Origin of the sequence: Nonomuraea sp. NPDC052265 (assembly GCF_044547985.1) — a bacterium.
Classification (GTDB): domain Bacteria; phylum Actinomycetota; class Actinomycetes; order Streptosporangiales; family Streptosporangiaceae; genus Nonomuraea.
Map to the genome: position 1 here is coordinate 65,556 of NZ_JBIUBJ010000014.1, position 24,582 is coordinate 90,137.

Annotated in this window: 24 protein-coding genes; 4 read left to right on the forward strand and 20 right to left on the reverse strand. The window is 71.1% G+C overall.

The features are described from left to right. Positions 1–10: 10 nt before the first annotated feature. The 5 genes from ACIHAD_RS32940 to ACIHAD_RS32960 are packed head-to-tail and all read right to left on the reverse strand — an operon-like array spanning position 11 to position 3,052. The gene (locus ACIHAD_RS32940; RefSeq protein WP_352327836.1) at positions 11–241 is read right to left on the reverse strand and encodes a hypothetical protein; all 231 of its coding nucleotides are present in this window, start codon (positions 239–241) and stop codon (positions 11–13) included. Then, entirely contained in the window at positions 238–606 is a 369-nt protein-coding gene (locus tag ACIHAD_RS32945; protein WP_397358595.1) for a DUF948 domain-containing protein, read from the reverse strand. The genes ACIHAD_RS32940 and ACIHAD_RS32945 overlap by 4 nt, the downstream gene beginning before the upstream one ends. 42 nt (positions 607–648) lie before the next feature. Next, positions 649–1,206, reverse strand: coding sequence for a hypothetical protein (locus ACIHAD_RS32950; RefSeq protein WP_397358596.1), 558 nt, complete (start codon positions 1,204–1,206; stop codon positions 649–651). Positions 1,207–1,240: 34 nt separating this feature from the next. After that, entirely contained in the window at positions 1,241–2,542 is a 1,302-nt protein-coding gene (locus ACIHAD_RS32955) for a replication-associated recombination protein A (protein ID WP_397358597.1), read from the reverse strand. A gap of 9 nt (positions 2,543–2,551) precedes the next feature. Continuing rightward, the gene (locus tag ACIHAD_RS32960; RefSeq protein WP_397358598.1) at positions 2,552–3,052 is read right to left on the reverse strand and encodes a DUF2231 domain-containing protein; all 501 of its coding nucleotides are present in this window, start codon (positions 3,050–3,052) and stop codon (positions 2,552–2,554) included. A gap of 173 nt (positions 3,053–3,225) precedes the next feature. Between ACIHAD_RS32960 and ACIHAD_RS32965 the strand changes: the two genes are divergently transcribed. Beyond that, a complete protein-coding gene (locus ACIHAD_RS32965) occupies positions 3,226–4,116 on the forward strand; it encodes a peptidylprolyl isomerase (RefSeq protein WP_397358599.1) in 891 nt (296 codons plus the stop codon). 60 nt (positions 4,117–4,176) lie between these two features. Here ACIHAD_RS32965 and aspS read toward each other — a convergent pair whose 3' ends face one another. Genes aspS through ACIHAD_RS32980 form a run of 3 tightly spaced genes read right to left on the reverse strand, consistent with a single transcriptional unit; the run spans position 4,177 to position 7,846 of the window. Then, a complete protein-coding gene (gene aspS / locus ACIHAD_RS32970; RefSeq protein ID WP_397358600.1) occupies positions 4,177–5,913 on the reverse strand; it encodes an aspartate--tRNA ligase in 1,737 nt (578 codons plus the stop codon). Next, the gene (gene hisS / locus ACIHAD_RS32975) at positions 5,910–7,169 is read right to left on the reverse strand and encodes a histidine--tRNA ligase (RefSeq protein WP_397358601.1); all 1,260 of its coding nucleotides are present in this window, start codon (positions 7,167–7,169) and stop codon (positions 5,910–5,912) included. The genes aspS and hisS overlap by 4 nt, the downstream gene beginning before the upstream one ends. Next, positions 7,169–7,846: an MBL fold metallo-hydrolase gene (locus ACIHAD_RS32980; protein WP_397358602.1), complete on the reverse strand. Its 678-nt coding sequence runs from the start codon at positions 7,844–7,846 to the stop codon at positions 7,169–7,171. The genes hisS and ACIHAD_RS32980 overlap by 1 nt, the downstream gene beginning before the upstream one ends. Positions 7,847–7,969: 123 nt before the next feature. On the opposite strand from ACIHAD_RS32980, the gene ACIHAD_RS32985 reads away from it, so the two are divergent. From ACIHAD_RS32985 to ACIHAD_RS32995, 3 genes are all read left to right on the forward strand, one after another. Continuing rightward, a complete protein-coding gene (locus ACIHAD_RS32985; protein ID WP_397358603.1) occupies positions 7,970–8,857 on the forward strand; it encodes a peptidylprolyl isomerase in 888 nt (295 codons plus the stop codon). Between the two features lie 62 nt (positions 8,858–8,919). Further along, positions 8,920–10,149: a DUF349 domain-containing protein gene (locus ACIHAD_RS32990; RefSeq protein ID WP_397358604.1), complete on the forward strand. Its 1,230-nt coding sequence runs from the start codon at positions 8,920–8,922 to the stop codon at positions 10,147–10,149. Between the two features lie 40 nt (positions 10,150–10,189). Next, complete coding sequence (locus ACIHAD_RS32995; protein ID WP_397358605.1) at positions 10,190–11,278, forward strand: cupin domain-containing protein; 1,089 nt, start codon at positions 10,190–10,192, stop codon at positions 11,276–11,278. A gap of 28 nt (positions 11,279–11,306) precedes the next feature. Here the strand turns inward: ACIHAD_RS32995 and ACIHAD_RS33000 are convergent, their stop codons facing one another. The 12 genes from ACIHAD_RS33000 to pdxT form a co-directional block, all read right to left on the reverse strand. Beyond that, a complete protein-coding gene (locus tag ACIHAD_RS33000; protein ID WP_397358606.1) occupies positions 11,307–13,496 on the reverse strand; it encodes a RelA/SpoT family protein in 2,190 nt (729 codons plus the stop codon). Between the two features lie 172 nt (positions 13,497–13,668). After that, the gene (locus ACIHAD_RS33005) at positions 13,669–14,187 is read right to left on the reverse strand and encodes an adenine phosphoribosyltransferase (protein ID WP_397358607.1); all 519 of its coding nucleotides are present in this window, start codon (positions 14,185–14,187) and stop codon (positions 13,669–13,671) included. Positions 14,188–14,416: 229 nt separating this feature from the next. Continuing rightward, the gene (gene secF, locus ACIHAD_RS33010; RefSeq protein ID WP_397358608.1) at positions 14,417–15,406 is read right to left on the reverse strand and encodes a protein translocase subunit SecF; all 990 of its coding nucleotides are present in this window, start codon (positions 15,404–15,406) and stop codon (positions 14,417–14,419) included. A gap of 1 nt (position 15,407) precedes the next feature. Beyond that, positions 15,408–17,198 (reverse strand): protein translocase subunit SecD, encoded by a 1,791-nt coding sequence (gene secD / locus ACIHAD_RS33015; protein ID WP_397358609.1) that lies wholly within the window; start codon positions 17,196–17,198, stop codon positions 15,408–15,410. A gap of 43 nt (positions 17,199–17,241) precedes the next feature. Beyond that, entirely contained in the window at positions 17,242–17,625 is a 384-nt protein-coding gene (yajC, locus tag ACIHAD_RS33020) for a preprotein translocase subunit YajC (protein ID WP_397358610.1), read from the reverse strand. Between the two features lie 218 nt (positions 17,626–17,843). Next, positions 17,844–18,878 (reverse strand): Holliday junction branch migration DNA helicase RuvB, encoded by a 1,035-nt coding sequence (ruvB, locus tag ACIHAD_RS33025; RefSeq protein WP_397358611.1) that lies wholly within the window; start codon positions 18,876–18,878, stop codon positions 17,844–17,846. 48 nt (positions 18,879–18,926) lie between these two features. Further along, positions 18,927–19,547, reverse strand: coding sequence for a Holliday junction branch migration protein RuvA (gene ruvA / locus ACIHAD_RS33030; protein ID WP_397358612.1), 621 nt, complete (start codon positions 19,545–19,547; stop codon positions 18,927–18,929). A gap of 50 nt (positions 19,548–19,597) precedes the next feature. After that, positions 19,598–20,119 (reverse strand): crossover junction endodeoxyribonuclease RuvC, encoded by a 522-nt coding sequence (ruvC, locus tag ACIHAD_RS33035; protein ID WP_397358768.1) that lies wholly within the window; start codon positions 20,117–20,119, stop codon positions 19,598–19,600. 105 nt (positions 20,120–20,224) lie between these two features. Beyond that, positions 20,225–21,376: an enhanced intracellular survival protein Eis gene (gene eis / locus ACIHAD_RS33040; protein ID WP_397358613.1), complete on the reverse strand. Its 1,152-nt coding sequence runs from the start codon at positions 21,374–21,376 to the stop codon at positions 20,225–20,227. Between the two features lie 11 nt (positions 21,377–21,387). Beyond that, positions 21,388–23,037 (reverse strand): carbohydrate ABC transporter permease, encoded by a 1,650-nt coding sequence (locus ACIHAD_RS33045; RefSeq protein ID WP_397358614.1) that lies wholly within the window; start codon positions 23,035–23,037, stop codon positions 21,388–21,390. Positions 23,038–23,212: 175 nt separating this feature from the next. After that, positions 23,213–23,962 (reverse strand): YebC/PmpR family DNA-binding transcriptional regulator, encoded by a 750-nt coding sequence (locus ACIHAD_RS33050; protein ID WP_397358615.1) that lies wholly within the window; start codon positions 23,960–23,962, stop codon positions 23,213–23,215. A gap of 3 nt (positions 23,963–23,965) precedes the next feature. Next, complete coding sequence (gene pdxT / locus ACIHAD_RS33055; protein WP_397358616.1) at positions 23,966–24,544, reverse strand: pyridoxal 5'-phosphate synthase glutaminase subunit PdxT; 579 nt, start codon at positions 24,542–24,544, stop codon at positions 23,966–23,968. Positions 24,545–24,582: the final 38 nt, after the last annotated feature.

Consider the following 24,582-nt stretch of genomic DNA (forward strand, 5'->3'; position numbering starts at 1 on the left):
TTGCTGGTAGTCAGTTGTCGATTTCAGCGTTGTCGAGCCCGAAGCGCGCCCGCAACTGGGTTTCGCGCTCGGCGGCCTCGCCGAGAGCGTCAGAGGTAAAGTCTCTCACCCGCGCGAGCATGCCCGCCGCGCCGTCGGCCGTACGCCGGACGACGTGGGTCGGGTGCAGCGCCTGCAGCCTGCGCATCACCCAGAAGGCGAGGAACGCGCCGAGCGAGAGGTAGAACAGCCGTCTGATCACCGGGACCGCCTCCGCGGCCTGCGGGCCTCGATGGCGCGCCGCACGCCGTAGCCGAGCGACGACACCTTGATCAACGGGCCCGTGAGGATGGTCTGCGTCACCGCGCTGAGCTTGGCGGCGTGCGCGCTGACCTGCTTGACGTCCTGGGCGATGGCCTCGACCGCGACCAGTTGCCGGTTGGTCTCGTTGACCGTGACGCTCACGTCGTCGAGCAGCGGCACCAGGCGGTTGTTCAGGTCGGAGACCGCCTTGGTGGTCTCGGTGAGCAGCCTGGCGAGCTTGACGAGCACCATGGCGAGAACGCAGACCAGGACAATCCAGCCCGTGGCCGCGATCAGGCCGGCGACCTCTCCAGCGGTAAGCATCCGCTCATCTCCCTCGTACGCTGGGCCGGAACGGCAAGAACCTTATCGCGTCCCGGCGACAACGTTAGTGAGGAAAACGGGTCCGATCCGGCGGCCGGGTCGCCTCCGGGCACTTCCGTGACCGATCGCATGCCGCTCCGACCAGGCGTTCCGCTGCCCGGCCCGCATCCCGTCACACCTCGGGGACACGGGCGAAGGCGCGTACGGAACCCGGCCGGCGCCCTCCAGGAGCGGCGGCGCGGCCCTGAACAGGGCGCCGGTCGGCGGCAGCCGGTCGAGCCCGGCCAGCCCCTCCACGACCGGCACCCCCGCCGCCAGCAGCGCGCCGAGAGCCGGGATGTCCGCACGCACGCCGTCGCCCTCACGCGCCGCGACGCCGTCACGCGCGGCGTCGCGCTCGTACGCGGTGCCGTTCTCGTACGCGGTGCCGTCAAGGTTGTCGGTGCCGACCAGGGACGCGCCGCCCTCGGCCGGCCACGCGGCGATCTCGCCCTCGGAGGCGCCGGGGCCCGGCAGGTCGACGCGGAAGCCGTGGACGGTGAGGTCGCCGCCGTTGCCGAAGGTGATGCGGGCGTCGAAGCTCGCGCGGTGGTCGGTCATGGTGGCGATCAATCCAGTGTGCGGGCGGGACGGTTCAGGAGCCGCGCAGGAAGTCGCGGATCCTGGCCCAGCGGTCGGCCACGGGGGCCTCCGCGCCGTGCCTGGTGGGCTCGTAGTAGCGGCGCTCGCGCACCTGCTCGGGCGCGTAGTCCTGGCGCACCAGGCCGTGGTCGAAGTCGTGCGGGTACTTGTAGCCGTCGCCGTGGCCGAGCTTGGCGGCGCCCGGGTAGTGGGCGTCGCGCAGGTGGCCGGGTACCTGGCCGATCAGCCCCTTGCGCACGTCGCCGACCGCCGCGCCGATGGCCTTGACGACCGCGTTGGACTTGGGCGCCATCGCGCAGTGGATGACGGCGTGGGCCAGGTTGATCTGCCCCTCGGGCAGCCCGATGAGCTGCACGGCCTGGGCCACGGCCACCGCGGTCTGCAGGCAGGTGGGGTCGGCCATGCCGACGTCCTCGGAGGCGAAGATGACGATGCGGCGGGCGATGAACCGCGGGTCCTCGCCGGCCTCGATCATGCGGGCCAGGTAGTGGAGCGCCGCGTCGGCGTCGGAGCCGCGCATCGACTTGATGAACGCGCTGATCACGTCGTAGTGCTGGTCGCCCTGACGGTCGTAGCGCACGGCCGCCTTGTCGACGGCCTTCTCCACCACCTCGACGGTGATGTCGTCGGCCAGCAGCGCGGCGGCCTCCAGGTAGGTCAGCGACCTGCGCGCGTCGCCCCCGGCCAGGCGCACCAGGTGGTCGAGGGCCTCGGGGGCGAGCCGGGCCCGCCCGCCCAGGCCGCGCGGATCGGCCACCGCGCGCTCCAGGACGGCGCGTACGTCGTCGTCGGTCAGCGACTCCAGCGTGAGCAGCAGCGAACGCGACAACAGCGGCGAGATGACCGAGAAGTACGGGTTTTCGGTGGTGGCGCCGATGAAGGTGACCCAGCGGTTCTCCACCGCCGGCAGCAGGGCGTCCTGCTGGGCCTTGTTGAAGCGGTGGACCTCGTCGACGAACAGCACGGTCTGGCGCCCGCTCATGCCCAGCTCGCGGCGGGCGTTGTCGATGGCGGCGCGGACGTCCTTGACGCCGGCCGAGACGGCGGAGATCTCGACGAAACGGCGCTTGGTGACGTTGGAGACGACGTAGGCCAGGGTCGTCTTGCCGGTGCCGGGCGGGCCCCACAGGAACAGCGACATCGGGGCCTCGCTCTCGACGAGCCGCCGCAGCGGGGTGCCGGAGCCCAGCAGGTGCCGCTGGCCGATCACCTCGTCGAGGGTGCGCGGGCGCATCCGCACCGCGAGGGGTTGCGGGGTGGCCTCCTCAGCCGCCGAATCGAACAGGCTATCCACAACGCGAGATTACACGCCGCTCAGACCCGCCGCGGCCCACACGGCCCTGGCCCCGGAGTCGCCCGCGCGGAAGCAGAAGTACCCCGCCACGACGGCCAGGACGACCGTCAGCCCCGACAGGACGAACGTGACGGGCCTGCCGAACCGGTCGGAGGTGACCGAACGGCGTCCTGGGGTGGTGGCGTACACGAGGGCCAGGGAGGCGGCGGCCAGGCCGGCCACCGACAGCAGCAGCGGGTTCGCGAAGCTCTCGTGGGCGGCGACGCGCGCGCCGAGCGCGCCTTCCACGTCGGCGAAGCGGGCCCGCTTCAGGCTCTCGCCGCTCTCCTTGGCCGCCAGGGCCGCCGCGGGGGCGGCCACGGCGAGCAGCACCACGGCCCACGCCGCCGAGGCCCGTACGCGAGGCACCAGCGTGTACGCCCCCGCCACGAGCACGAGCAGCGGCGTCAGCACCACGGCGAAATGGACGATCAGCGGATGGGCCGGCAAGCCGAGGATCTGCTCGAACACGGTCACTCCTTGGAAAGGGGCTCACCTGGACTACGAATCGTCACGCCAGATAGTTCTATCTCCCACTTGCCCCAGTCGGCGGCTTCCGCCACTTACGCCCGGCACATATCGGAGGCCGGTAGCATTCGCGGAGTTGTTTGGTCATGTGTCGGCAAAGATGAAGGAGACAACCGGTGAGCGGCGACGACCGCCAGAGCGAGCTGGCCCGGGAGCACAAGGAGCGGCAGGCGCGGCGCGCGGCCGAGCAGAGCGCCAAAGCCAGGCGGAACACCTTCATCGGCGCGGGCGTGGCCGTCGTCGTGGTGGCGGGCGGCATCTTCGCCGCGACCACCCTGGTCGGCGACGACAAGAAGCCGACCGCGGCGGCGAGCACCCCCTCGCCCTCGGCCAGTAGCAGCTCTCCCGCGCCGACGGAGCTCCCGAGCACCGCGCCGCCGAAGAACGCGAGCAAGGTGTCGTGCACGTACAAGCGTGACGAGTCCGCGCCCAACAAGTTCGTCGGCCTGCCGGGCAAGCGGCCCAACCTGAAGCTCAAGACGATGACCGTGAGCACCAACCACGGCGACATCGTGATCGACGTCGACCCGAACGCGACCCCGTGCTCGGTCAACTCGATGGCGTTCCTGTCGAAGAAGCACTTCTACGACAACACCAAGTGCCACCGGCTGGTGACGCCGGAGACGGCCGGCCTGTTCCTGCTGCAGTGCGGCGACCCGCAGGCCAAGGCCGACGGCAGGAACCCGACCGACGGCCAGGGCACGGCCGGCTACGTGTTCGGCGACGAGGCCGTGGGCGCCGTCCCCTACACCAGGGGCGTGGTGTTCCTGACCCAGCCCGACGGCGCGGCGGGGCAGAACAGCAGCCAGTTCGCCATCTCGGTGTCGGACGAGAACGGCCAGCTGGAGCCGCAGTACTCGGTGCTCGGCATGGTGCGCTCGGGCCTGGAGATCATCGAGAAGGTCGCCAAGGACGGCGTCATCGTCAACGGCGACGACATCGTGGGCGACGGCGGCTCGACCGCGCCGAAGAACCCGATCATCATCAAGCGCGTCACCGTGAGGTAGCGCGGAGAACCAAGACGGCGGGCGCCCCCCTTTCGAAAGGGGGCGCCCGCCGTCTCCGTGTCAGGACTCGGACTTGGGCTGGGCGTCGACGCCCGCCTCCTTGCGCTGGTCGGCCGTGATCGGCGTCGGCGCGGCGGTCAGCGGGTCGAAGCCGGAGGCGGTCTTCGGGAACGCGATCACGTCGCGGATCGAGTCGCCGCCGGACAGCAGCATGCAGATCCGGTCCCAGCCGTAGGCGATGCCTCCGTGCGGGGGCGGGCCGTACTTGAACGCCTCCAGCAGGAAGCCGAACTTGCTCTCGGCCTCCTCCTTGGAGATGCCGAGCACGTCGAAGACCCGCTGCTGCATCTCGGCCCGGTGGATGCGGATCGAGCCGCCGCCGATCTCCATGCCGTTGCAGACCATGTCGTAGGCGTAGGCCAGGGCCTCGCCCGGGTGGTCCTGGAAGTTGTCGGCCCACTCCGGCTTGGGGCCGGTGAACGGGTGGTGCACGGCCGTCCAGCCGCCCTCGCCGTCCTCCTCGAACATGGGGGCGTCGACCACCCACAGGAACGACCACTGCGACTCGTCGATCAGGCCGCAGCGGCGGCCGATCTCCAGCCGGGCCGCGCCCAGCAGGTCGCGGGAGGCCGAGCGGGCGCCGGCGGCGAAGAAGATCGCGTCGCCCGGGTTGGCGCCGACCTTGGCGGCCAGGCCGGACAGCTCCGCCTCCGACAGGTTCTTGGCGACCGGGCCGCCGAGCGTGCCGTCCTCCTGGACCAGCACGTACGCCAGGCCCTTGGCGCCGCGGCTGCGCGCCCACTCCTGCCAGCCGTCGAGCTCCTTGCGGGTCTGCGAGCCGCCGCCCGGCATGACCACCGCGCCGACGTAGTCGGCCTGGAAGACGCGGAAGGAGGTGCTGGCGAAGTAGTCGGTCATCTCGACGAGCTCCTGGCCGAAGCGCAGGTCGGGCTTGTCGGAGCCGTAGCGGGCCATGGCGTCGGCGTAGGTCATGCGCGGCAGCGGCATGGGGATCTCGTAGCCGAGGATCTCCCGCCACAGCCGGCCGACCAGCTTCTCGCCGACCTCGATGACGTCCTCCTGGTCGACGAAGGACATCTCGACGTCGATCTGGGTGAACTCGGGCTGGCGGTCGGCGCGCAGGTCCTCGTCGCGGTAGCACTTGGCGAGCTGGTAGTAGCGCTCCAGGCCGGCGACCTGCAGCAGCTGCTTGAACAGCTGCGGCGACTGCGGCAGGGCGTACCAGTTGCCGGGCTGCAGGCGGACCGGGACCAGGAAGTCGCGCGCGCCCTCGGGGGTCGAGCGGGTCAGCGTGGGGGTCTCGACGTAGACGAAGCCGAGCTCGTGCATCACCTCGTTGGCCAGGTAGGTGGCCTTGGAGCGGGTGCGCATGGCGCTCGCGACCTGCTGGCGGCGGATGTCGAGGTAGCGGTACTTGAGCCGGGCCTCCTCCGACACGCCCACGTTGCCCTCGATGGGGAACGGCAGCGGCGCGGACTCGCTCAGCACCTCGACCCGCTCGGCCACGACCTCGATCGCGCCGGTGGGCAGCTCGGGGTTCTCGTTGCCCTCCGGACGCAGCCTGACCTGGCCGACCACCTGCACGCAGTACTCGGCGCGCAGGTCGTGGGCGTGGTCCTCCTCGCGGAAGACCACCTGCGCCGAGCCGGAGGCGTCGCGCAGGTCGATGAAGACCACGCCGCCGTGGTCACGGCGGCGGGCCACCCATCCTGCGAGCGTCACCTGCTGCCCGGCGTGCTCCTCGCGGAGCGACCCGGCCGTATGCGTGCGGATCACTGCACTTTCCCTTTCAAAACGTCGGCGACCTGGGCCAGTGGCACCTCGGTCTGTTCAGCGGTGGTCAGGTCCTTCAGTTGCACGGCCTCGGCCGCGAGGTCACGCTCGCCCAGGATCAGCGCGAACCGGGCGCCGGAACGGTCCGCGCCCTTCATCGCACCCTTGAGCCCCTTGCCGCCGAAGGCCATGTCGGCGCTGATGCCCGCCTCGCGCAGCTCGGAGACGAGCAGGAACATGCGGCGGCGGGCGTCGTCACCCAGCGGGACACCGTACACCTGGACGCGGCCCGGCGCGGCGTCGCCGAGCAGACCCTCGGACTCCATGGCGAGGTACGTGCGGTCGGCGCCGAGCGCCCAGCCGACACTGGGCAGCGGCGGGCCGCCCAGCATCTCGCTGAGCCCGTCGTAGCGGCCGCCGCCGCCGACGGCCGACTGGGAGCCGAGCCCGCCGTGCACGAACTCGAACGTGGTGCGCGTGTAGTAGTCGAGCCCGCGCACCAGCCGGGGGTCGTCCTCGAAGGCCACGCCCGAGGCGGTCAGCAGCGCGCGGACCTCCTCGTGGTAGGCCTTGCAGGCGGCGCACAGGTGGTCGACGACCAGCGGCGCGCCGGTGAGCTGCGCCTGCACCTCGGGCCGCTTGTCGTCGAGCACCCGCAGCGGGTTGATGTCGATGCGGGCCCTGGTCTCCTCGTCGAGGTCGAGCACGCGCAGGAAGTCCTGCAGCGCGGCCCGGTAGGCGGGCCGGCAGTTCTTGTCGCCGAGCGAGTTGAGCAGCAGCCTGACCCGCGTGAGGCCCAGCGAGGCGAAGCCGCGCGCGCCGAGCACGATCAGCTCGGCGTCGAGCGCCGGGTCCTCGGAGCCGAGCGCCTCGGCCCCGACCTGCCAGAAGTGGCGGTAGCGGCCCTTCTGGGCACGCTCGTAGCGGAACTGGCTGCCGGAGTACCACAGCTTGACCGGGAGCTGGCCGTTGTGCAGGTTGTGCTGCAGCACGGCGCGCACGACCGAGGCGGTGCCCTCGGGGCGCAGGGTCAGTGACCTGCCCGCCTTGTCGGGGAAGGTGTACATCTCCTTGGAGACCACGTCGGTGGACTCGCCCACGCCCCGCTTGAACAGCTCGGTGTCCTCGAAGACGGGGGTCTCGACGTAGCCGTAGCCCGCCCGCCTCAGGGGCGCCGCCAGTGCCTCGCGCACGGCCAGGATGGCCTCGGAGCTGGGCGGCAGCCAGTCGAAGGTGCCTTTCGGCGCTTGGAAGCTCATTAGATCCCTCGTGTGGGACCGGCCTGCGGCGCCGCTTCCTTCAGGTAAGGGTTGGTAGCGCGCTCGCGGCCGATGGTGGTCTGTGGTCCGTGGCCCGGCAGGACGACCGTATCGTCAGGCAGCGGCAGGCACTTGGTGGCCAGGCTGCGCAGGATGGTCGCGTAGTCGCCGCCGGGAAGGTCGGTACGGCCGACGGAGCCGGCGAACAGCAGGTCGCCCGAGAACATGATCTCGTCGCCGGGCAGCCGGAAGCTCACCGACCCCCTGGTATGGCCCGGGGTGTGGTCGACCACCAGATCGAGGCCCGCCAGGCTGAGCGCCGCGCCGTCGGACAGCTCGCGCACGTCGTCGGGCTCGCTCAGCCTGATGTCGCCGAACAGCGACACGCCGCCGCCCCAGCCGGCCGAGGGGTCGCTCAGCAGGTGGCGGTCGTCGGGGTGGATCCACGCGGGGACGTCGCGCGCGCCGCAGACCGGGGCGACCGACCACACGTGGTCGAGGTGGCCGTGCGTGAGCAGCACCGCGACCGGCTTGAGCCGGTGCTCGCGCAGCAGCTCCTCGACGCCTTCGGCGGCGTCCTGGCCCGGATCGACGATCACGCACTCCTCGCCGGCCGCGGGCGCGACGACGTAACAATTGGTCTGGAGGGCCCCTGCGGGGAAGCCTGCGATGAGCATCTGCCTCAGGTGATCTCGTCGAAAAGCCAATGGGAATGTAACCGAAGGGTACCGGTGCGGGTCGCCGGGCTGCGAATCATTACCCATTGGCCGATACGATTCGCCCACCTCAGTTGATTGACTATGGGAGGCAAAGCGGTGGCCACGGGCAAGGACCGGCAGAAGCAGCTGGCACGTGAGCACTACGAGCGGCAGATACAGCGCCGCATCGAGCGCGAGCAGAAGGCCAAGCGCACCGCGATCATCGGCTCCACGGTCGGCGTGGTGGTCGTGGTGGGCGGCATCGTGGCCGCGGTCGCGCTGCTCGGCGGCGGCGACTCGACGACCGAGGCGTCCGCCTCGCCCTCGGCGTCGGCCCCGCAGGACACCGCGTCGGCCCCGCCCAGCACGGGGCCCAAGCCGTACAACGCGGCGGCCGGCACCTGCGACTACGTCAAGGAGGCGGCCGGCGGTCAGGTCAAGGACGTCGGCATGCCGCCGGCCAAGGTCAAGACCGAACCGGCCAAGAAGACGATGACGCTCGACACCAACCTGGGCGCCATCGTGGTCGAGCTCGACAACGCCAAGGCGCCGTGCACGACCAACTCGCTGGCCTTCCTGGCCTCCAAGAAGTTCTACGACGGCAGCAAGTGCCACCGGCTCGGCAGCGACAAGTTCCCGATGCTGCAGTGCGGCGACCCGACGGCCAAGGCCGACGGCAAGAGCCAGGACGGCGCGGGCGGCCCCGGCTACGTGATGGCCGAGGAGAACCTCCAGGGGGCCACGTACAAGCGCGGCACGGTGGCGATGGCGAAGACCTCGGCGCCGGGCAGCACGGGGAGCCAGTTCTTCCTCGTTTACGGCGATCTCGGACTCACCCCGGATTACACGCCGGTGGGTACGATCACCAAGGGGCTCGACATCCTGGACAAGGTGAACAAAGCGGGCGTCATCGCTGACATGGGAGATGGGACCGGAGCACCGAAGCAAACCCTCGAAATCAAAGACGTGACAATCGCCGGCAAGAGCTGACGTAATACAAACTAGGGACGAAGTAGTCCCGAAGGGTCTGATGGATAGTGCGGGAGGACACGGTGAGCACCGACCCGTGGGGCCGGGTAGACGACGACGGCACCGTCTACGTGCGTACGGCTGAGGGAGAGCGGGCCGTCGGCTCCTGGCAGGCCGGTGAACCCGAAGAGGCACTGGCCTACTTCCATCGCAAGTACGACGAGCTGTCCGGCCAGGTACAGCTCCTCGAACAGCGGGTCAAGGGCACCGATCTGGCCCCCGCGCAGGCCGAGGCGAGCATCGCCAAGCTGCGCGAGGCCGTCGCCGACGCCCACGCCGTGGGCGACCTGGCGGCGCTGACGGCCCGCCTCGACGGCCTGACCGAGCTGGTCGGCCATCGTCGCGAGGAGGTCAAGGCCGCCCGCGACCAGGCGCGCGCCGAGGCCAGGGGGGTCAAGGAACGTATCGTCGCCGAGGCCGAGCGCATCGCCGACGAGACCACCCACTGGAAGTCCGGCGGCGAACGGCTGCGCCAGCTCGTGGAGGAGTGGAAGGCCGCCGACCGGATCGACCGGGTCACCGAGGCCCAGCTCTGGAAGCGGCTGTCGGCCGCCCGTACGGCCTTCGCCAAGCACCGCAAGCAGTACTTCGCGGGCCTGGACGAGCAGCGCGAGGGCGTACGTTCGGCCAAGGAGCGCATCGTCGCCGAGGCCGAGGCCATCGCCGGCTCCACCGACTGGGGCACGACCGCGGCGATCTACCGCGAGCTCATGCAGCAGTGGAAGACCGCCGGGCGCGCCTCGCGCGAGGTCGAGGACGAGCTGTGGGGCCGCTTCAAGGCCGCCCAGGACCAGTTCTTCCAGGCCCGTTCGGCGGTCTTCGCCGAGCGCGACGCCTCGCTGGCGGCCAACGCCGAGGTCAAGGAGGAGCTGCTGGCCGAGGCCGAGAAGATCCTCCCGGTCACCGACGCGCGCACGGCCAGGGCGGCGATGCGGCACGTCCTGGAGCGCTGGGAGGCCGCCGGACCGGTGCCGCGCGAGCAGCGCGACCGGCTCGAAGGCGGGCTGCGCAAGGTCGACGAGGCCGTGCGCAAGGCCGAGGACGCCGAGTGGAAGCGGTCCAACCCCGAGGCCAGGGCCCGCGCCCAGAGCACGGTCGACCAGCTCCGCGCCTCGATCGAGCAGTTGGAGAAGCGGCTGTCCAAGGCGCAGGCCGCCGGCCGGGCCAAGGACGTCAAGGAGGCCGAGGAGGCGCTGGCCGCCCGCCGTTCGTGGCTGGAGGAGGCCGAGCGCACGCTGACCGAGTTCAGCTGAACCGATCTTCGGAGGGCGGCCGGGGTCCTACGCTGACGGCATGGACCCCGTCAGCGTCGCGCGCGCCCTCGTCGACGAGCTGTTCCCCGGCGCCCTGTACGCCTTCGTCGGCGGCAGCGTGCTCACCGAGCGCCGCACCAGCACCTCCGACCTCGACGTCGTGGTGGTGCTCGACGGGCTGGCCGTGCCCTACCGCGAGTCCCTGCGCTGGCACGGCTGGCCGGTCGAGCTGTACGTCCACAGCGAGACCAGCCTCGACGCCTACGTCGACCGCGACCTGGCCCAGCGCAAGCCGGGCGTGGCCCGCATGTGCGCCGACGGCGCGGTTCTGGTCGACCGCACCGGCGGCCGGGCCAGCGATCTGCAGACGGCGCTCGGCGAACGGCTGGCCGCCGGTCCCGGCGACCTGGCCGCCACCCGCGCCGAACGGGCCCGCTACGGCCTGTCCGACCTGCTCGACGACCTGGCGGGCGCGACCGACCCCGGCGAGCAGCTGTTCATCCGCTGGCAGGTGGTCCAGGAGACCGCCAGGCTGGCGCTCGACGTGGGCGGCAGGTGGCGGGGCAACGGCAAATGGCTGCTGCGCGAGCTGCGCGAGCACGACCCGGCGCTGGCCGACGAGCTGCTGGCGGCCCACTCCGACCCGGCGCTGCTGACCACGGTGGCCTCAGGCGTCCTGGAACGGGCCGGAGGGCGCCTGTGGGAGGGCTACCGGGCCGAGGGCGACCCCTTCCACCTCCCGCTGCGTCACATCGCCTCAGACGCGCTCTCGGGCGACACGGCGCAGAGCGCGGGGATGCGCAGGCTGGCCGCGATCAGCGGGGCCACGGCGGGTTCGTCGGCCCTGTGGATGGGCCGGACGCACGTCGCGCCCGCCACCCGCTCCTCCGACCACCACCACGGCGCCTCCGAGACCGCCATCTACGTCGTCAGCGGCACCCCGCGCTTCGTCTTCCTCCAGGACGGCCGCGAGCGGCGGATCGAGGCGGCCCCCGGCGACTACGTCTACGTGCCGCCCTACACCCCGCACCGGGAGGAGAACCCCGACCCCGAGCGGGAGGCGGTCGTGGTGATCGCGCGCAGCACCCAGGAGGCGATCGTGGTCAACCTGCCGGACCTGAAGGGCTGAGCCGCGGGCGGCCGGGCCCGACGGGCCGTCAGCTGCCGGCGCCGCTCACCCGGTAGACGTCGAAGACGCCCTGGATGCCGCGTACGGCCTTGAGCACGTGGCCCAGGTGTTTCGGGTCGCCCATCTCGAAGGTGAACTTACTGATCGCCACCCGGTCACGCGAGGTCGTCACGGACGCGCTGAGGATGTTGACGTGCTGGTCGGACAGGGTGCGCGTGACGTCGGACAGCAGGCGCGGCCGGTCGAGCGCCTCCACCTGGATGGCCACCAGGAACACGCTGTCGTCGCCCGGCGACCAGCTCACCTCGACCAGCCGGTCGGGCTGCTCCCTGAGCTGCTGGACGTTGGTGCAGTCGGCGCGGTGCACGGACACGCCGTGGCCGCGGGTGACGAACCCGACGATCTCGTCGCCGGGCACCGGCGTGCAGCACTTGGACAGGCGCACCCACACGTCGGCGTCGCCCGCCACGACCACGCCCGCGCCGCCGCCGCGCGGACGGCCGCGCAGCCGGGTCGGCAGGGACGTCTCGGCGATGTCCTCCTCGGCGCTCTCCACGCCGCCGATCGAGGCCACGAGCTTCTGCACGACCGCCTGCGCGGCGATGTGCCCCTCCCCCACGGCCGCGTAGAGCGCCGACACGTCGGGGTAGCGCAGGTCGCGGGCGAGCGCCAGCAGCGCCTCGCCGGACATCAGGCGCTGCAGCGGCAGGCCCTGCTTGCGCATGGCGCGGCCGATGGCCTCCTTGCCCGCCTCGATCGCGGTCTCGCGGCGCTCCTTGGAGAACCACTGCCGGATCTTGTTGCGGGCCCGGCCGGACTTGACGAACTTCAGCCAGTCGCGCGACGGCCCGGCGTCGGGCGACTTGGAGGTGAAGATCTCGACCGTGTCGCCGTTGCCGAGCCGCGACTCCAGCGGCACCAGCCGCCCGTTGACGCGCGCGCCGATGCAGCGGTGGCCGACCTCGGTGTGGACGGCGTAGGCGAAGTCGACCGGCGTGCCGCCCTCGGGCAGGGCGATGACCTGCCCCTTCGGGGTGAACACGTAGACCTCGGAGACCGACAGGTCGAACCGCAGCGACTCCAGGAACTCGCCCGGGTCGGAGGTCTCCTTCTGCCAGTCGAGGAGCTGGCGCAGCCAGGCCATGTCGCTGCCCGGCTTGACCTTGCCGGTCGGGCCCGGCGCGCCGACCTCCTCCTTGTACTTCCAGTGGGCGGCCACGCCGTACTCGGCCCTGTGGTGCATCGCGTGGGTGCGGATCTGCAGTTCGACCGGCTTGCCCTCGGGACCGATCACCGTGGTGTGCAGCGACTGGTACATGTTGAACTTGGGCATCGCGATGTAGTCCTTGAACCGGCCGGGGACCGGGTTCCAGCGCGCGTGGATCGTGCCCAGCGCCGCGTAGCAGTCGCGCACGCTGTCGACCAGGACCCGGATGCCCACCAGGTCGTAGATGTCGTCGAAGGCGACGTCGCGGGCGATCATCTTCTGGTAGACGGAGTAGTAGTGCTTGGGCCGGCCCTTGACCACCGCGCGGATCTTGGCCTCGCGCAGGTCGCCGGAGACCTTCTCGATGACCTCCTGGAGGAACAGGTCGCGCCGCGGCGCGCGCTCGGACACCATGCGCGCGATCTCGTCGTAGCGCTTGGGGTAGAGCATCGCGAACGCGAGGTCCTCCAGCTCCCACTTGATCGTGTTCATGCCCAGCCGGTGGGCCAGCGGCGCGAAGATCTCCAGCGTCTCGCGGGACTTCTGGTGGCGCTTGTGCTCGGGCAGGTAGCGCATGGTGCGCATGTTGTGCAGCCGGTCGGCGAGCTTGATGATGAGCACGCGGATGTCGCGCGACATCGCCACGACCATCTTGCGCACGGTCTCGGCCTGCGCCGCGTCGCCGAACTTGACCTTGTCGAGCTTGGTGACGCCGTCGACCAGCGAGCCGATGGTGTCGCCGAAGTCGCCGCGCAGCTCGTCGAGGCTGTAGGCGGTGTCCTCGACCGTGTCGTGCAGCAGCGCTGCGCACAGCGTCTCGTCGTCGGTGCCCAGCTCGGCCAGGATCGTGGCCACGGCGAGCGGGTGGGTGATGTAGGGGTCGCCCGACTTCCGCTTCTGGTCGCGGTGGTGGTAGGCGGCCATGTCGTAGGCGCGCTCGATCAGGCGCAGATCGGCCTTGGGGTGGGTGGCCCGGACCGTGCGGAACAGCGGCTCCAGCACCGGATTCATGGCCCCACCCCCAAACCGCCGACGACGCACCGCAGGAACGCCGGGCGCGTCGGCATTACCAGCGTCGGTTACGTCGGGCACGACCACATCACGGGGCACTCAGACTCCTCACGTTCGAGTCCAGATCCCCCAAGTGTATCCAGGCCGTGCACCCGGACTCGCGCGGGCCGTCTCAGACGATCACCAGGGAGTGCAGGCCGACGTCCGGCAGGCGCTCGCGCCCCTTGAGGAACGCCAGCTCCATCAGCACCGCGATGCCGACCACGTGCGCGCCCGCCCGCTCGACGAGCTCGATGGTGGCCTTGGCCGTGCCGCCGGTCGCCAGCACGTCGTCGACGATGAGCACCCGGTCGCCGGGCGCGAACGCGTCGCGGTGCACCTCGATGGTGGCCGAGCCGTACTCCAGGTCGTAGGACTCCTCCAGCGTCGCGGCCGGCAACTTGCCCTTCTTGCGCACCGGGACGAACCCGGCCGCCGCCCGGTAGGCCACCGGGGCCGCCAGGATGAAGCCCCTGGCCTCGATCCCGACGATCTTGTCCACCTCGGCGAGGCCGGCCAGCTCTTCCACCACGGCCGCCATCGCGACCGGGTCGCCGAGCAGCGGGGTGATGTCCTTGAACAGCACGCCGGGCTTGGGATAGTCGGGGACGTCCCTGATCCGGTCCAGGATCAACTGGCTGAGCTCACTCATCGTGCTTCCATCGCCTTCCTCGCGGGTGCCGCGCTCCATGATGGCCTACTCCGCACCCTCCTCGGACCGCCCGCCGCCCCGGACGCCCTCCGAGAGGCCCTCAGCCGCCCACAGGAGCCAGGGCCCCACCAGGTTGCCCCGCACCCTCCCGGAACGCCGCAGAGCGCCCCTGAACGCGACGGCGCCCCCACCCTGGCGGATGGGGGCGCCGGACGAGCCTCGGACGGGCTCAGCCCTTCGCTACGGCTGCGCTTTTGGAACCCTTCGCCCCCTTGCCGGAGGTGGAGGCGAGCCGGCGCGCGATGGCCTGGTACTTCGGCTCCCGCTCCTTGAGCGTCACCAGCATCGGCGTGGCCACGCACAGGGACGAGTACGTGCCGACGATCATGCCGACGAACAGCGCCAGCGACAGGTCCTTCAGCGTGCCCGCGCCGAGCAGCGTGGTGCCGATGAACAGGATGGCCGCCACCGGCAGGATCGCGACCAGCGAGGTGTTCAGCGATCGGATCAGCGTGTGGTTGAGCGCGTTGTTGGCCGCCATCGAGTACGTCATCTTGGAGGTCGTGCCCAGCTTGGCCGTGACCTCCTTGATCATGTCGAACACGACGACCGCGTCGTAGAGCGAGTAACCGAGGATGGTCAGGAAGCCCAGCAGCGTCGCCGGCGTGACCTCGAAGCCCGACCAGGCGTAGACGCCGGCCGTGATGACGAGGTCGTGGATGAGCGCGACGATCGCCGACAACGCCATCTTCGGCTCGAACGCCATCGACAGGTACAGGATGATCGCGAGCATGAAGACGCCCAGGCCGATCCAGGCCTTCTGGGAGACCTCACCGCCCCAGGAGGCACCGATCGACTGGACGCTGACGTCCTTGACCGGGACCTTGTAGTCCTTGGCGATCGTGGTCTGCATCTGGTTGAGCGTCGACTCCGACAGGGTCTCGGTGGTGACCCGCCAGTTGTCGCGGGCCCGCTGCACGATCACCTGGTGGGCGCCCTGCGTGCGGAAGTCCTCGCGGACCTCCTCGACGGTGCCGGTGCTGGCCGGGAACGTGAAGACCGTTCCGCCCTTGAACTCCACGCCCAGGTTGAGCCCGTTGAACAGGATGCCGGCGAGGGAGACGAGCAACAGCAGGCCGGACAGGCTGTACCAGAGCCTCCACTTGCCGACGAAGTCGACATCGATCTCGCCGCGGTAGAGGCGACGCCCCAGTCCCATCTCAGGCCTCCTGCGGAGTGGTCGTCGGGGCCGGCCCGGTGCTCATGCGCTCGGCGTCGAGGCCGGACAGCGGATGCCCCTTGGCGAAGAACTTCAGCCTCGCCAGCAGGGCGATGAACGGCTTGGTGAACAGGAACACCACCACGATGTCGATCAGCGTGGTCAGGCCCATCGCGAAGGCGAACCCGGCCACACCGCCCACCGCCAGGAAGTACAGCACGATGGCGGCGATGAACATGACGGCGTCGGCGATCAGGATCGTGCGCCGGGCACGGACCCAGGCCACCTCGACGGCCGCGCGAAGCGTCCGCCGACCTTCCTTCATCTCATCACGTATGCGTTCGAAGTACACGATGAAGGAGTCGGCGGTGATGCCGATCGAGACCACCAGGCCGATGATGTGCGGCAGGGAGAGCCGGAAGCCGGCGTTGTGGCCGAGCACGACCACGGCCGTGTACGTCAGGATCGAGGCCACGACGAGGCTCAGCACCGCGACGACGCCGAGGCCGCGGTAGTACAGCAGCGAGTAGACGACCACCAGGCCGAGGCCGATGATGCCCGCGATCAGGCCGCCTTCGAGCTGGTCGGCGCCGAGCGTCGAGGACACGGTGTCGATCGAGCTGCGCTGGAACTTCAGCGGGAGGGCGCCGTACTTGAGCTGGTCGGCCAGGTTGGTGGCGCTGACCTGGTCGAAGCCGCCGGTGATCTCGGCGCGGCCGCCGGGGATCGGGCTGATGATGTTGGGGGCCGTGATGACCACGCCGTCGAGGACGACCGCGACCTTGTTGCGCGGCTCCTGGGCGTTGTAGGCGGTGGTGGTGAGCTTGCTCCACTCGCCCGCGCCCTTGCTCTTGAAGTCGAGCTGGACGATCCACTCCACGGTGCCCTGGCGCACGCCCGCCGAGGCGGTGTCGATGTCGGTGCCGACGACCTTGGCGACGTCGAGGACGTACTTGAAGCTGCCGTCGGTCTCGCAGGCCGCGTACTGCTTGTTGGGGTCGTCCTGGACGCCCTGGCCCCGGTTCTTGGGGTCGGCGCAGTCGAGCTTGTGGAACTGCTGCAGCACCGCCGGGTCGATGCCCTCGGTGTTGATGCCCGCGTTGGGGTCCTGGTTCGGCTGCGTGGTGGGCGGCGTGCTCGGCGCCGGCGTCGGCGTGGCGTTCCCGCCCTTGGTGTTCTGCTTCTGACCCGTCTGCTCGCGGCCGGTCCCGGTCTGCGTGGCCGAGGGCGTGGCGGCCGGCGTGGGCGCGGTCAGCGCGGACGACAGCGCCTTGCCCGTCGGGGACGCGCTCGGCGTGGTGGCCGACTGCGTGCCGGACGGCTTGCCCGACGGCCTGGCGGTCGAGGACGGCTTGGCCGAGGGCGAGGCGCCCGGCGTGGGCGCCTCGGTGGTCAGGTTCTGCGGGACCTGCGTGGCCTCCATGGCGAGCACCTGGCGGAAGCGCAGTTCCGCCGTGGTGGCGACCAGCTTGATGGCCTCGCTCTGTCCGACGCCCGGGATGGAGATGATGATGTTGTCGCCGGACTTGGCGACCTCCGCGTCGGAGATGCCGGTGCCGTTGACCCGGTCGCGGATGATGTTGACCGCGCGGTCGAGGATCTCTTCAGGCGGAGACTGACCGGACTGGGTCACGGGTGACAACGTCACCGTCGTTCCGCCGGCGAGGTCGAGTCCCAGCTTGGGCGTGAACGCCTTCTGCAGGAACATCGTCCCGCCCAGGGCGAGGATGAGCGCCAGCAGCACCAAGAGCGTGCGCCCTGGTCGGCTGTGGCGGCTGGTCGGTCGGGCCACTGGTCGTCGATTCTCTCAGATAGGGGTTTGTCGCAGAGCTTAGTCAGGACTGCTTGGTGCTGGAGTCCTGATCGCCGTTACGCTCCACGGTCGCGTCGGACTCCTTGGCGTCACCGTCGGCCAGGTCGGTGTCCACGACCGGCTCGTCGGTCACCACCGGGGCGTCACCGGGCTGGACCACACGGCCGATGGCGGCCTTGATCCAGCGCGTCTCGATGCCGGGCGCGATCTCGAGCACGACGTCCTCGTTGTCCACCGCGACCACCGTGGCGAACAGGCCCGTCGTCGTCATGACGCGGGCGCCCGGGGCCAAGGAGTTCTGCATCTGAAGCGCTTCCTGCTGGCGCTTGCGCTGCGGACGGATCAGCAGGAAGTAGAACACCACCACCAGAAGGATCAGCGGCAGGATGCTTCCGAGTTGTCCCATGTCCATAGGGGCGACCTTCCATAGTCGTTCAAGAATTTGACACCGGCCGCGCGCCGGAAATTCCGTTGCGTAGCTCTCGGGCCGCGCCGCTCAGCCCGTCAGCCTACACAGCCAGCCAAGCCACGGAGTGTAGGCGGTTGTTATGAAACGCGGCAACGAGGCAGCGATTCGGCGCGCGGGGAAGTTCCCGATTTGAAATGGTTGCAACCGTTTCGTGATCACGGTGAAACGGCGGCTCCGAACGCGTCCGGCGGAGGTGTCATACCCATGTGTGTCCAGGCGGAAGCGGTCGCGACCCGGCCGCGCGGGGTCCTGGCCAGCAGCCCCTGCCGTACGAGGAACGGCTCGGCCACCACTTCGACGGTCTCGGGCTCCTCCCCCACGGCCACGGCGAGCGTGGAAAGGCCGACGGGACCGCCGCCGAACTTGCGCAGCAGCACCCCGAGCACCGCCCGGTCGAGCCGGTCGAGCCCTTCGGCGTCGACTTCGTAAAGGTTGAGCGCGGCCGAGGCGATGTCCCGGTCGATCATCCCGCCCGCGCGCACGTCGGCGAAGTCGCGGACGCGGCGCAGCAGCCGGTTGGCGATGCGGGGCGTGCCGCGCGAACGCCGGGCGATCTCGTGGGCGGCCTCCTCGGGCAGGACGACGCCGAGCAGTTTCGCCGACCGGTTGAGCACCTGCTCCAGCTCGACGACCTCGTAGAAGTCCATGTGGGCGGTGAACCCGAACCGGTCGCGCAGCGGCGCCGGCAGCAGCCCGGCCCGCGTGGTGGCACCGACCAGCGTGAACGGCGCGATGTCGAGCGGGATCGCGGTCGCGCCCGGCCCCTTGCCCACGACGATGTCGACCCGGAAGTCCTCCATGGCCAGGTAGAGCATCTCCTCGGCGGGCCTGGCCATGCGGTGGATCTCGTCGATGAACAGCACCTCGCCCTCCGTCAGCGTGGACAGGATGGCCGCGAGGTCGCCGGCCCGCTCAAGGGCGGGGCCTGAGGTGATGCGCAGCGGCATGTTGAGCTCGGCCGCCATGATCATGGCGAGGGTGGTCTTGCCCAGGCCCGGCGACCCGCTCATCAGCACGTGGTCGGGCGGGCGCTGCCGCCGCATGGCGCTCTCCAGCACCAGGGAGAGCTGCTCGCGCACCCGGCCCTGGCCGATGAACTCGCTCAGCCGCTTGGGCCGCAGCGCCGCCTCGATCTGCAGCTCGTCGCCGCCGGCGGCGTCGGCGGAGACCAGTTCGCGCTCATAGTCCATGGCCACCGCTCCTCTCCGCGCGCCGGGACGTCGTCACGGACATCATGATCATCGTACGCTGAGGGATCGGAGCGCCGCCTTCAGCAGCGCGGCCACCTGCGGCTGACGCCCGGCCGCGAGGTCGGCCTCGGCCTCGGGCGCGACCCCGGCCACGGCCTCGTCGGCGTCTTTGCCCGAATAGCCGAGGCCCACCAGGCCGGAGTGCACCTGCTCGCGCCACAGGGCGGCGCGCCGGTCGCCGCCGATGGCCGCGTTGACGGCCTCCTCGGGGGTGCCGAGCCGGTCCTTCAGCTCCAGCACGATGCGCTGGGCGCCCTTCTGCCCGATGCCCGGCACCCGCGTGAGCGCCTTGAGGTCGGCGGCGGCCACGGCCATCCGCAGCGCGTTGGGCGTGTGCACGGCGAGCATCGCCAGCGCCAGCTTGGGGCCGACGCCGCTGGCCGTCTGGAGCATCTCGAAGACGGCGCGCTCGTCGTCGCTGGCGAAGCCGTAGAGGGTCAGCGACTCCTCGCGCACCACCAGCGACGTGGCCAGCCTGGCCTGCTCGCCCACGCGCAGCGTGGCCAGCGTGCCGGGGGTGCAGTGGGTGAGCATCCCGACGCCCCCCACCTCGATCACGGCTCCGTCGGGCGCGACCGACGCCACCCTGCCCGCCACCGACGCGATCACGACTCGATCTCCCTCTCCACGAAACGGTCAGCGCGCGCGGCCCGCACGGGTCAGCGCCCCTTGCCGGCGCGGGCCATGGCCTCGGCCAGCCGGTGCTGGGCGCCGCCGCGCCAGATGTGGCAGATGGCCAGGGCCAGCGCGTCGGCGGCGTCGGCCGGCTTGGGCATCTCCGCCAGCCGCAGCAGCCGGGTGATCATCGTGCCGACCTGCTTCTTGTCGGCCGTGCCGCTGCCGGTGACGGCGGCCTTGACCTCGGAGGGCGTGTGCAGCGCGACGGGCAGCCCCCGCCGGGCCGCGCACAGCACGGCGATCCCGGCCGCCTGCGCGGTGCCCATGACCGTGCGGACGTTGTGCTGGCTGAAGACGCGCTCCACGGCCACGGCGTCGGGGCGGACCTCGTCGAGCCACCGCTCGATGCCGGCCTCGATGCCGACCAGCCGGGTGCCGAGCTCCTCGTCGGCGCCCGTGCGCACGACCCCGACGGCCACCAGCGACAGCGGCGCGCCCGGCCGCCCCTCGACCGCGCCCAGGCCGCACCGGGTCAGCCCCGGATCGACGCCCATCACCCGCACCGGCTTGCCTCCCGCGCCGCCGAACATCTGTTCGGCACGAGACTCTACCCCGGCTGAGCTGGCCGCGCACCGTGAATCGCCCGCCGCGAACGGCGGGCGGGCCCGTCAGAAGTAGTCGAGCATGTACGGCTTGGCGGCGAAGGCCGTGTCGAGCAGCTCGTCGTGGCGGTCGTCGCCGGACATGAGACCGGTCCTGCGCAGCGTCGCGGTCGGGACGCCGGCGTACAGGGCGGAGAAGCCGCCCGCGCTCAGCGCCGCTCCCCCGCCGGCGGGCGGGGCGGCCGGGGTGGCCGTTCCGGAGCCGCCGGAGAACTCCAGCCGGAAGGAGCCGCCGCCGCGCAGCGGGTCGTCCACGGAGACCGCGGCCCCGCCCGTGACGGCGGCGGGGAAGCCCCTGCGCCCGACGGCGGCGGCCACGTCCAGCACCCGGAACATCCAGCGCACCTGGGTGACGTGGTCGGTGGAGCGCTCGCCGAGGAGCCACAGCACCGGGTCGTCGGGGGCGACCGGCGCGGTGACCTTGCGGGCGATGGAGGACGAGCTGCCCACCATCGACCACAGCGCCCTGCTCGTCTCCCCCGACCCGGCGACGAGGTTCTCGACGTGCATGTCGTCGCCGTTCCAGCGGTAGACGAGGTAGCCGTCGTGGGCCAGGTAGAGGAAGTCGTCCTCGTTGGACAGCCAGGTGCGCCAGGCGCGCTCGTCCCAGGCGACGGGGCCGCTGGAGCGGGCGGCGCGGTGCGTGCGGTGGAGCAGGGAGACGACCTCGGCGGCGTCGCCGGGGCCCATCCTGCGCAGCTCGACCTCGCCGGACGGCCTGATGCGGCGCAGCGACTCGGCGGGCAGCGTGATCATGTGCCGGGCTCCGGCGTGCTCGTAGCCGAGCGAGCGGTAGATCGGCGTGGTGGCCGGGTAGAGCGCCGAGACGGCGTCGCCGAGCGCGGCCGCGCGTTCGACGACGGCGCGCATGATGGCGGTGCCGATCCCGTGGCCGCGGTCCTCCGGGTTGACGGTGACCCCCGCGATGCCGGCCATGGGCTGCGGACGGCCGTACCACCATTGGGTGAAGCCGCGCAGCCGGGCCGAGGCGGCGAGCCTGCCGCCCTCGAACGCGCCCAGGTAGCGGCCCTCGCCGAGCGTGGACGTCACGGTGTGGCGCCACCGCTCGACGTCCGCGCCGGAGATCGGGCCGAAGGAACGTTTACGCAGGTCGAGAACGTCGTCGAGGTCGTCGGGGGTGAGATCGCGAATTTCCACAACCCCTCAACCTATGGGGTGGTACGGGCCGGTCGCGAACCGTTGACGCTGATGGCGAGCCTGTCGAGGTACAGAAGCTGGGCGGCCACGACGGCAGCCAGCGCGACCGCGACGACGACCAGCGGGGTGCTCGCGCCGACGTCGGGGGCGGCGTCGTGGTGGCCGCCGAGCAGGCCCATCTGCGCGACGGGGACGGTGAACAGCTCCGGGGTCTGGGCCACGAGCAGCGGCCACAGCACGTCCTGGGCGTTGACCAGCGTGACCGCCCCGGCCAGCACGCCCGCCATGGGCAGGGACGGCAGCAGGACGCCCCCGAAGAAGTCCCTGTCGTTCCGCTCGGCCAGCCCCTTGCACAGCAGGGTCAGCACCAGCAGCGCCGGGACGCTGACCAGCAGCGGCGGGAAGAGCGCGAAGAAGGTGTCCACGAGACGCAGGTTGCGCATGTTCTGCCAGTCGGCGACGCCGAGCGGGCCGGTGCCGACGAACAGCCAGGGAGCGAACAGGAGCAGCAGCCACTCGCTGCGCGCGCCCAGCGGACGCAGGCCGCCGATGCCGAGGGCGGCCAGGTAGGCGACCCCGACCGACACCAGCGCGCCCGCCACGGCGGGGATCCAGGTGTTGGCGTGCGCGCGCAGGCCGCCGGCGCCGTCGCCGCCCGCCAGGACGCCGGAGATCCACGGCCAGGCGCAGACGAGCCCGACGGCCACCACCAGCACCAGCGCGACGACGCCGGCGGCCACGCCAGGCGTCTTCGGCCGGGCGGGGAACGCTCCACCGGACCGGGCGGCGCTCGCGGGCCTTGGCAGGACGGTGACACGGAGACGGGTGGCCGCGGCGACGACCACGGCGACGACGCCCAGCCCGCCCAGGAGTACGCCTGTCAGGGCCGCGACGGCCGCGCCAGGGCCGAACTGGGCCATTCTGAAGGCGTAGTCGTACTGATGGCCCGCCAGGGTCTGTGTGGCGCGCTCAGGGCCTCCGCGGGTGAGCGCCATGCCGATCGAGAACGCCTGCGCCCCCACGGCGACGGTCGCCAGCGCCACCAGCACGGCCACGACGACCGTGGCGGGCCCGGCGGTGCCGCCGCGCAGCGCGGGCAGGAACGCCGTCAGCGCCAGCGCGCACACCACCCCGAACGTGGCGGCCACGACGATGATCCGCAGCGTCCCCGGGGCCGTGGCGGGGTCGCGCAGTCCCTCGGCCAGCGTGGCGATGGCCGGGCCGTCGGGCAGCATCCCCCGCAGCCAGGCCGCCGCCACGCCGACCGGGGAGAACGTCACGATCGCCAGCGACAGCACGACCAGGCCCGCGCGCCTGACCAGGGGGCCGCCCCGGTCGAGCGCGAGCGCGAGCAGCGGCCCCACCACCACGGCCACCAGCAGCGGCCCGGCGGTCAGCGAGAGCGTGAAGCCCAGCGCCCGCCAGAACTCCTCACCGCCCAGCACCTTGCCGTAGTTGTCCAGGCCCACGAACCTGCTCTCCTGCAGCACGCCGCCGCTGTGCAGGCTGAGCACGATCGTCTGGACCGTCGGCAGGACCAGCGTGATCAGGGTGCCGAGCAGCGCGGGGACGGCCAGCAGCCAGCCCAGGGCACGGTAGGACGCCGGGGGCCGGGCGGCCGGGGGCGCCGGGACAGGGGTCGGTGGGATGGGGGAATTCACGTCGCCCGACCCTAGCCGCGTGAGGGCGCGGACGCACGTGTAAAGGGCACGCGGGCGCTTGGTGTCGAACGCCCCAGGTTCCGGCAAGCGCGGCGCAAGGCGACCTTGACCGAGCTTTGAGCAGGACACGATCGAGGGCCCGGGGGGACGCCCCGGGCCCTCGGTGTCGCGGGTGTCAGTCCAGGGCGGCCAGGACGTCGTCGGAGACGTCGAAGTTGGCGTAGACGTTCTGGACGTCGTCGCTGTCCTCGAGCGCGTCGATCAGGCGGAACACCTTCTTGGCGCCCTCCTCGTCGAGCGGCACGCTCATCGTCGGCAGGAAGCTCGACTCGGCCGAGTCGTAGTCGATGCCGGACTCCTGGAGCGCCTTGCGGACCGGCACGAGGTCGCCGGCCTCGGAGACGACCTCGAAGGAGTCGCCCATGTCGTTGACCTCTTCGGCGCCCGCCTCGAGCACGGCCATCAGGACGGTGTCCTCGTCGAGCCCGTTCTTGGGCACGATCACGACGCCCTTGCGGTTGAACATGTACGACACCGAGCCCGGGTCGGCCAGCGAGCCGCCGTTGCGGGTCAGGGCGACGCGGACCTCGGAGGCGGCGCGGTTGCGGTTGTCGGTGAGGCACTCGATGAGCACCGCGACGCCGCCGGGCGCGTAGCCCTCGTACGTGATGGTCTGCCAGTCGGCGCCGCCGGCCTCCAGGCCGCCGCCACGCTTGCGCGCCCGCTCGATGTTGTCGTTGGGCACGGAGTTCTTCTTCGCCTTGAAGATGGCGTCGAAGAGGGTGGGGTTGGCGTCCGGGTCAGGGCCACCGGTCCGTGCCGCCACCTCGATGTTCTTGATGAGCTTCGCGAACAGCTTGCCGCGCTTGGCGTCGAGCGCGGCCTTCTTGTGCTTCGTCGTCGCCCATTTGGAGTGGCCGGACATTACCTAGAGCTCCCTCACCATGTCTACGAAGTAACGGTGCACGCGCGTGTCCCCGGTCAGCTCGGGGTGGAACGACGTCGCGAGCAACGGCCCTTGACGGACCGCGACGATCCTATCCCCAGGCTCGGCCGTGCCCAGCACCTGAACATCGGCACCCACCGATTCCACCCACGGAGCACGGATGAACACAGCGTGTACGCGTTCGCCCGCGAAGTCCAGGTCCGACTCGAACGAGTCCACCTGGCGGCCGAAGGCGTTGCGCCTGACCACCATGTCGATGCCGCCGACGGTCTGCTGGCCCTCGATGCCGTCCTGGATGCGGTCGGCCAGCATGATCATGCCGGCGCAGGAGCCGTAGGCGGGCATGCCCTCCTTGATCCGCATGCGCAGCGGCTCCAGCATGTCGAAGGTGTCGGCGAGCTTCCACATGGTGGTCGACTCGCCGCCGGGGATCACCAGGCCGTCGACCGCGTCGAGCTCGGCCGGACGGCGCACGGCGGTGGCCGACGCGCCGGCCTCCTGGAGCATGCGCACATGCTCGCGCACGTCCCCCTGGAGAGCGAGTACACCGATCGTGGGCACAGCGATCCTTCCGTTAAGGTCCGGTTTCCGACAATTCA

Excerpts from the sequence above, each read along its gene's own strand:
- ruvB (WP_397358611.1), bottom strand. The coding sequence starts at position 18,878 with ATGGACTATGAGCGCGAACTGGTCTCCGCCGACGCCGCCGGCGGCGAC.
- ACIHAD_RS32980 (WP_397358602.1), bottom strand. The coding sequence starts at position 7,846 with ATGCTCATCGCAGGCTTCCCCGCAGGGGCCCTCCAGACCAATTGTTAC.
- ACIHAD_RS33005 (WP_397358607.1), bottom strand. The coding sequence starts at position 14,187 with ATGAGTGAGCTCAGCCAGTTGATCCTGGACCGGATCAGGGACGTCCCC.
- ACIHAD_RS33000 (WP_397358606.1), bottom strand. The coding sequence starts at position 13,496 with ATGAATCCGGTGCTGGAGCCGCTGTTCCGCACGGTCCGGGCCACCCAC.
- secF (WP_397358608.1), bottom strand. The coding sequence starts at position 15,406 with ATGGGACTGGGGCGTCGCCTCTACCGCGGCGAGATCGATGTCGACTTC.
- ACIHAD_RS32950 (WP_397358596.1), bottom strand. The coding sequence starts at position 1,206 with ATGACCGACCACCGCGCGAGCTTCGACGCCCGCATCACCTTCGGCAAC.
- ACIHAD_RS32945 (WP_397358595.1), bottom strand. The coding sequence starts at position 606 with ATGCTTACCGCTGGAGAGGTCGCCGGCCTGATCGCGGCCACGGGCTGG.
- ACIHAD_RS33050 (WP_397358615.1), bottom strand. The coding sequence starts at position 23,962 with ATGTCCGGCCACTCCAAATGGGCGACGACGAAGCACAAGAAGGCCGCG.
- hisS (WP_397358601.1), bottom strand. The coding sequence starts at position 7,169 with ATGAGCTTCCAAGCGCCGAAAGGCACCTTCGACTGGCTGCCGCCCAGC.
- ACIHAD_RS32995 (WP_397358605.1), top strand. The coding sequence starts at position 10,190 with ATGGACCCCGTCAGCGTCGCGCGCGCCCTCGTCGACGAGCTGTTCCCC.
- yajC (WP_397358610.1), bottom strand. The coding sequence starts at position 17,625 with ATGGGACAACTCGGAAGCATCCTGCCGCTGATCCTTCTGGTGGTGGTG.
- ACIHAD_RS32985 (WP_397358603.1), top strand. The coding sequence starts at position 7,970 with ATGGGAGGCAAAGCGGTGGCCACGGGCAAGGACCGGCAGAAGCAGCTG.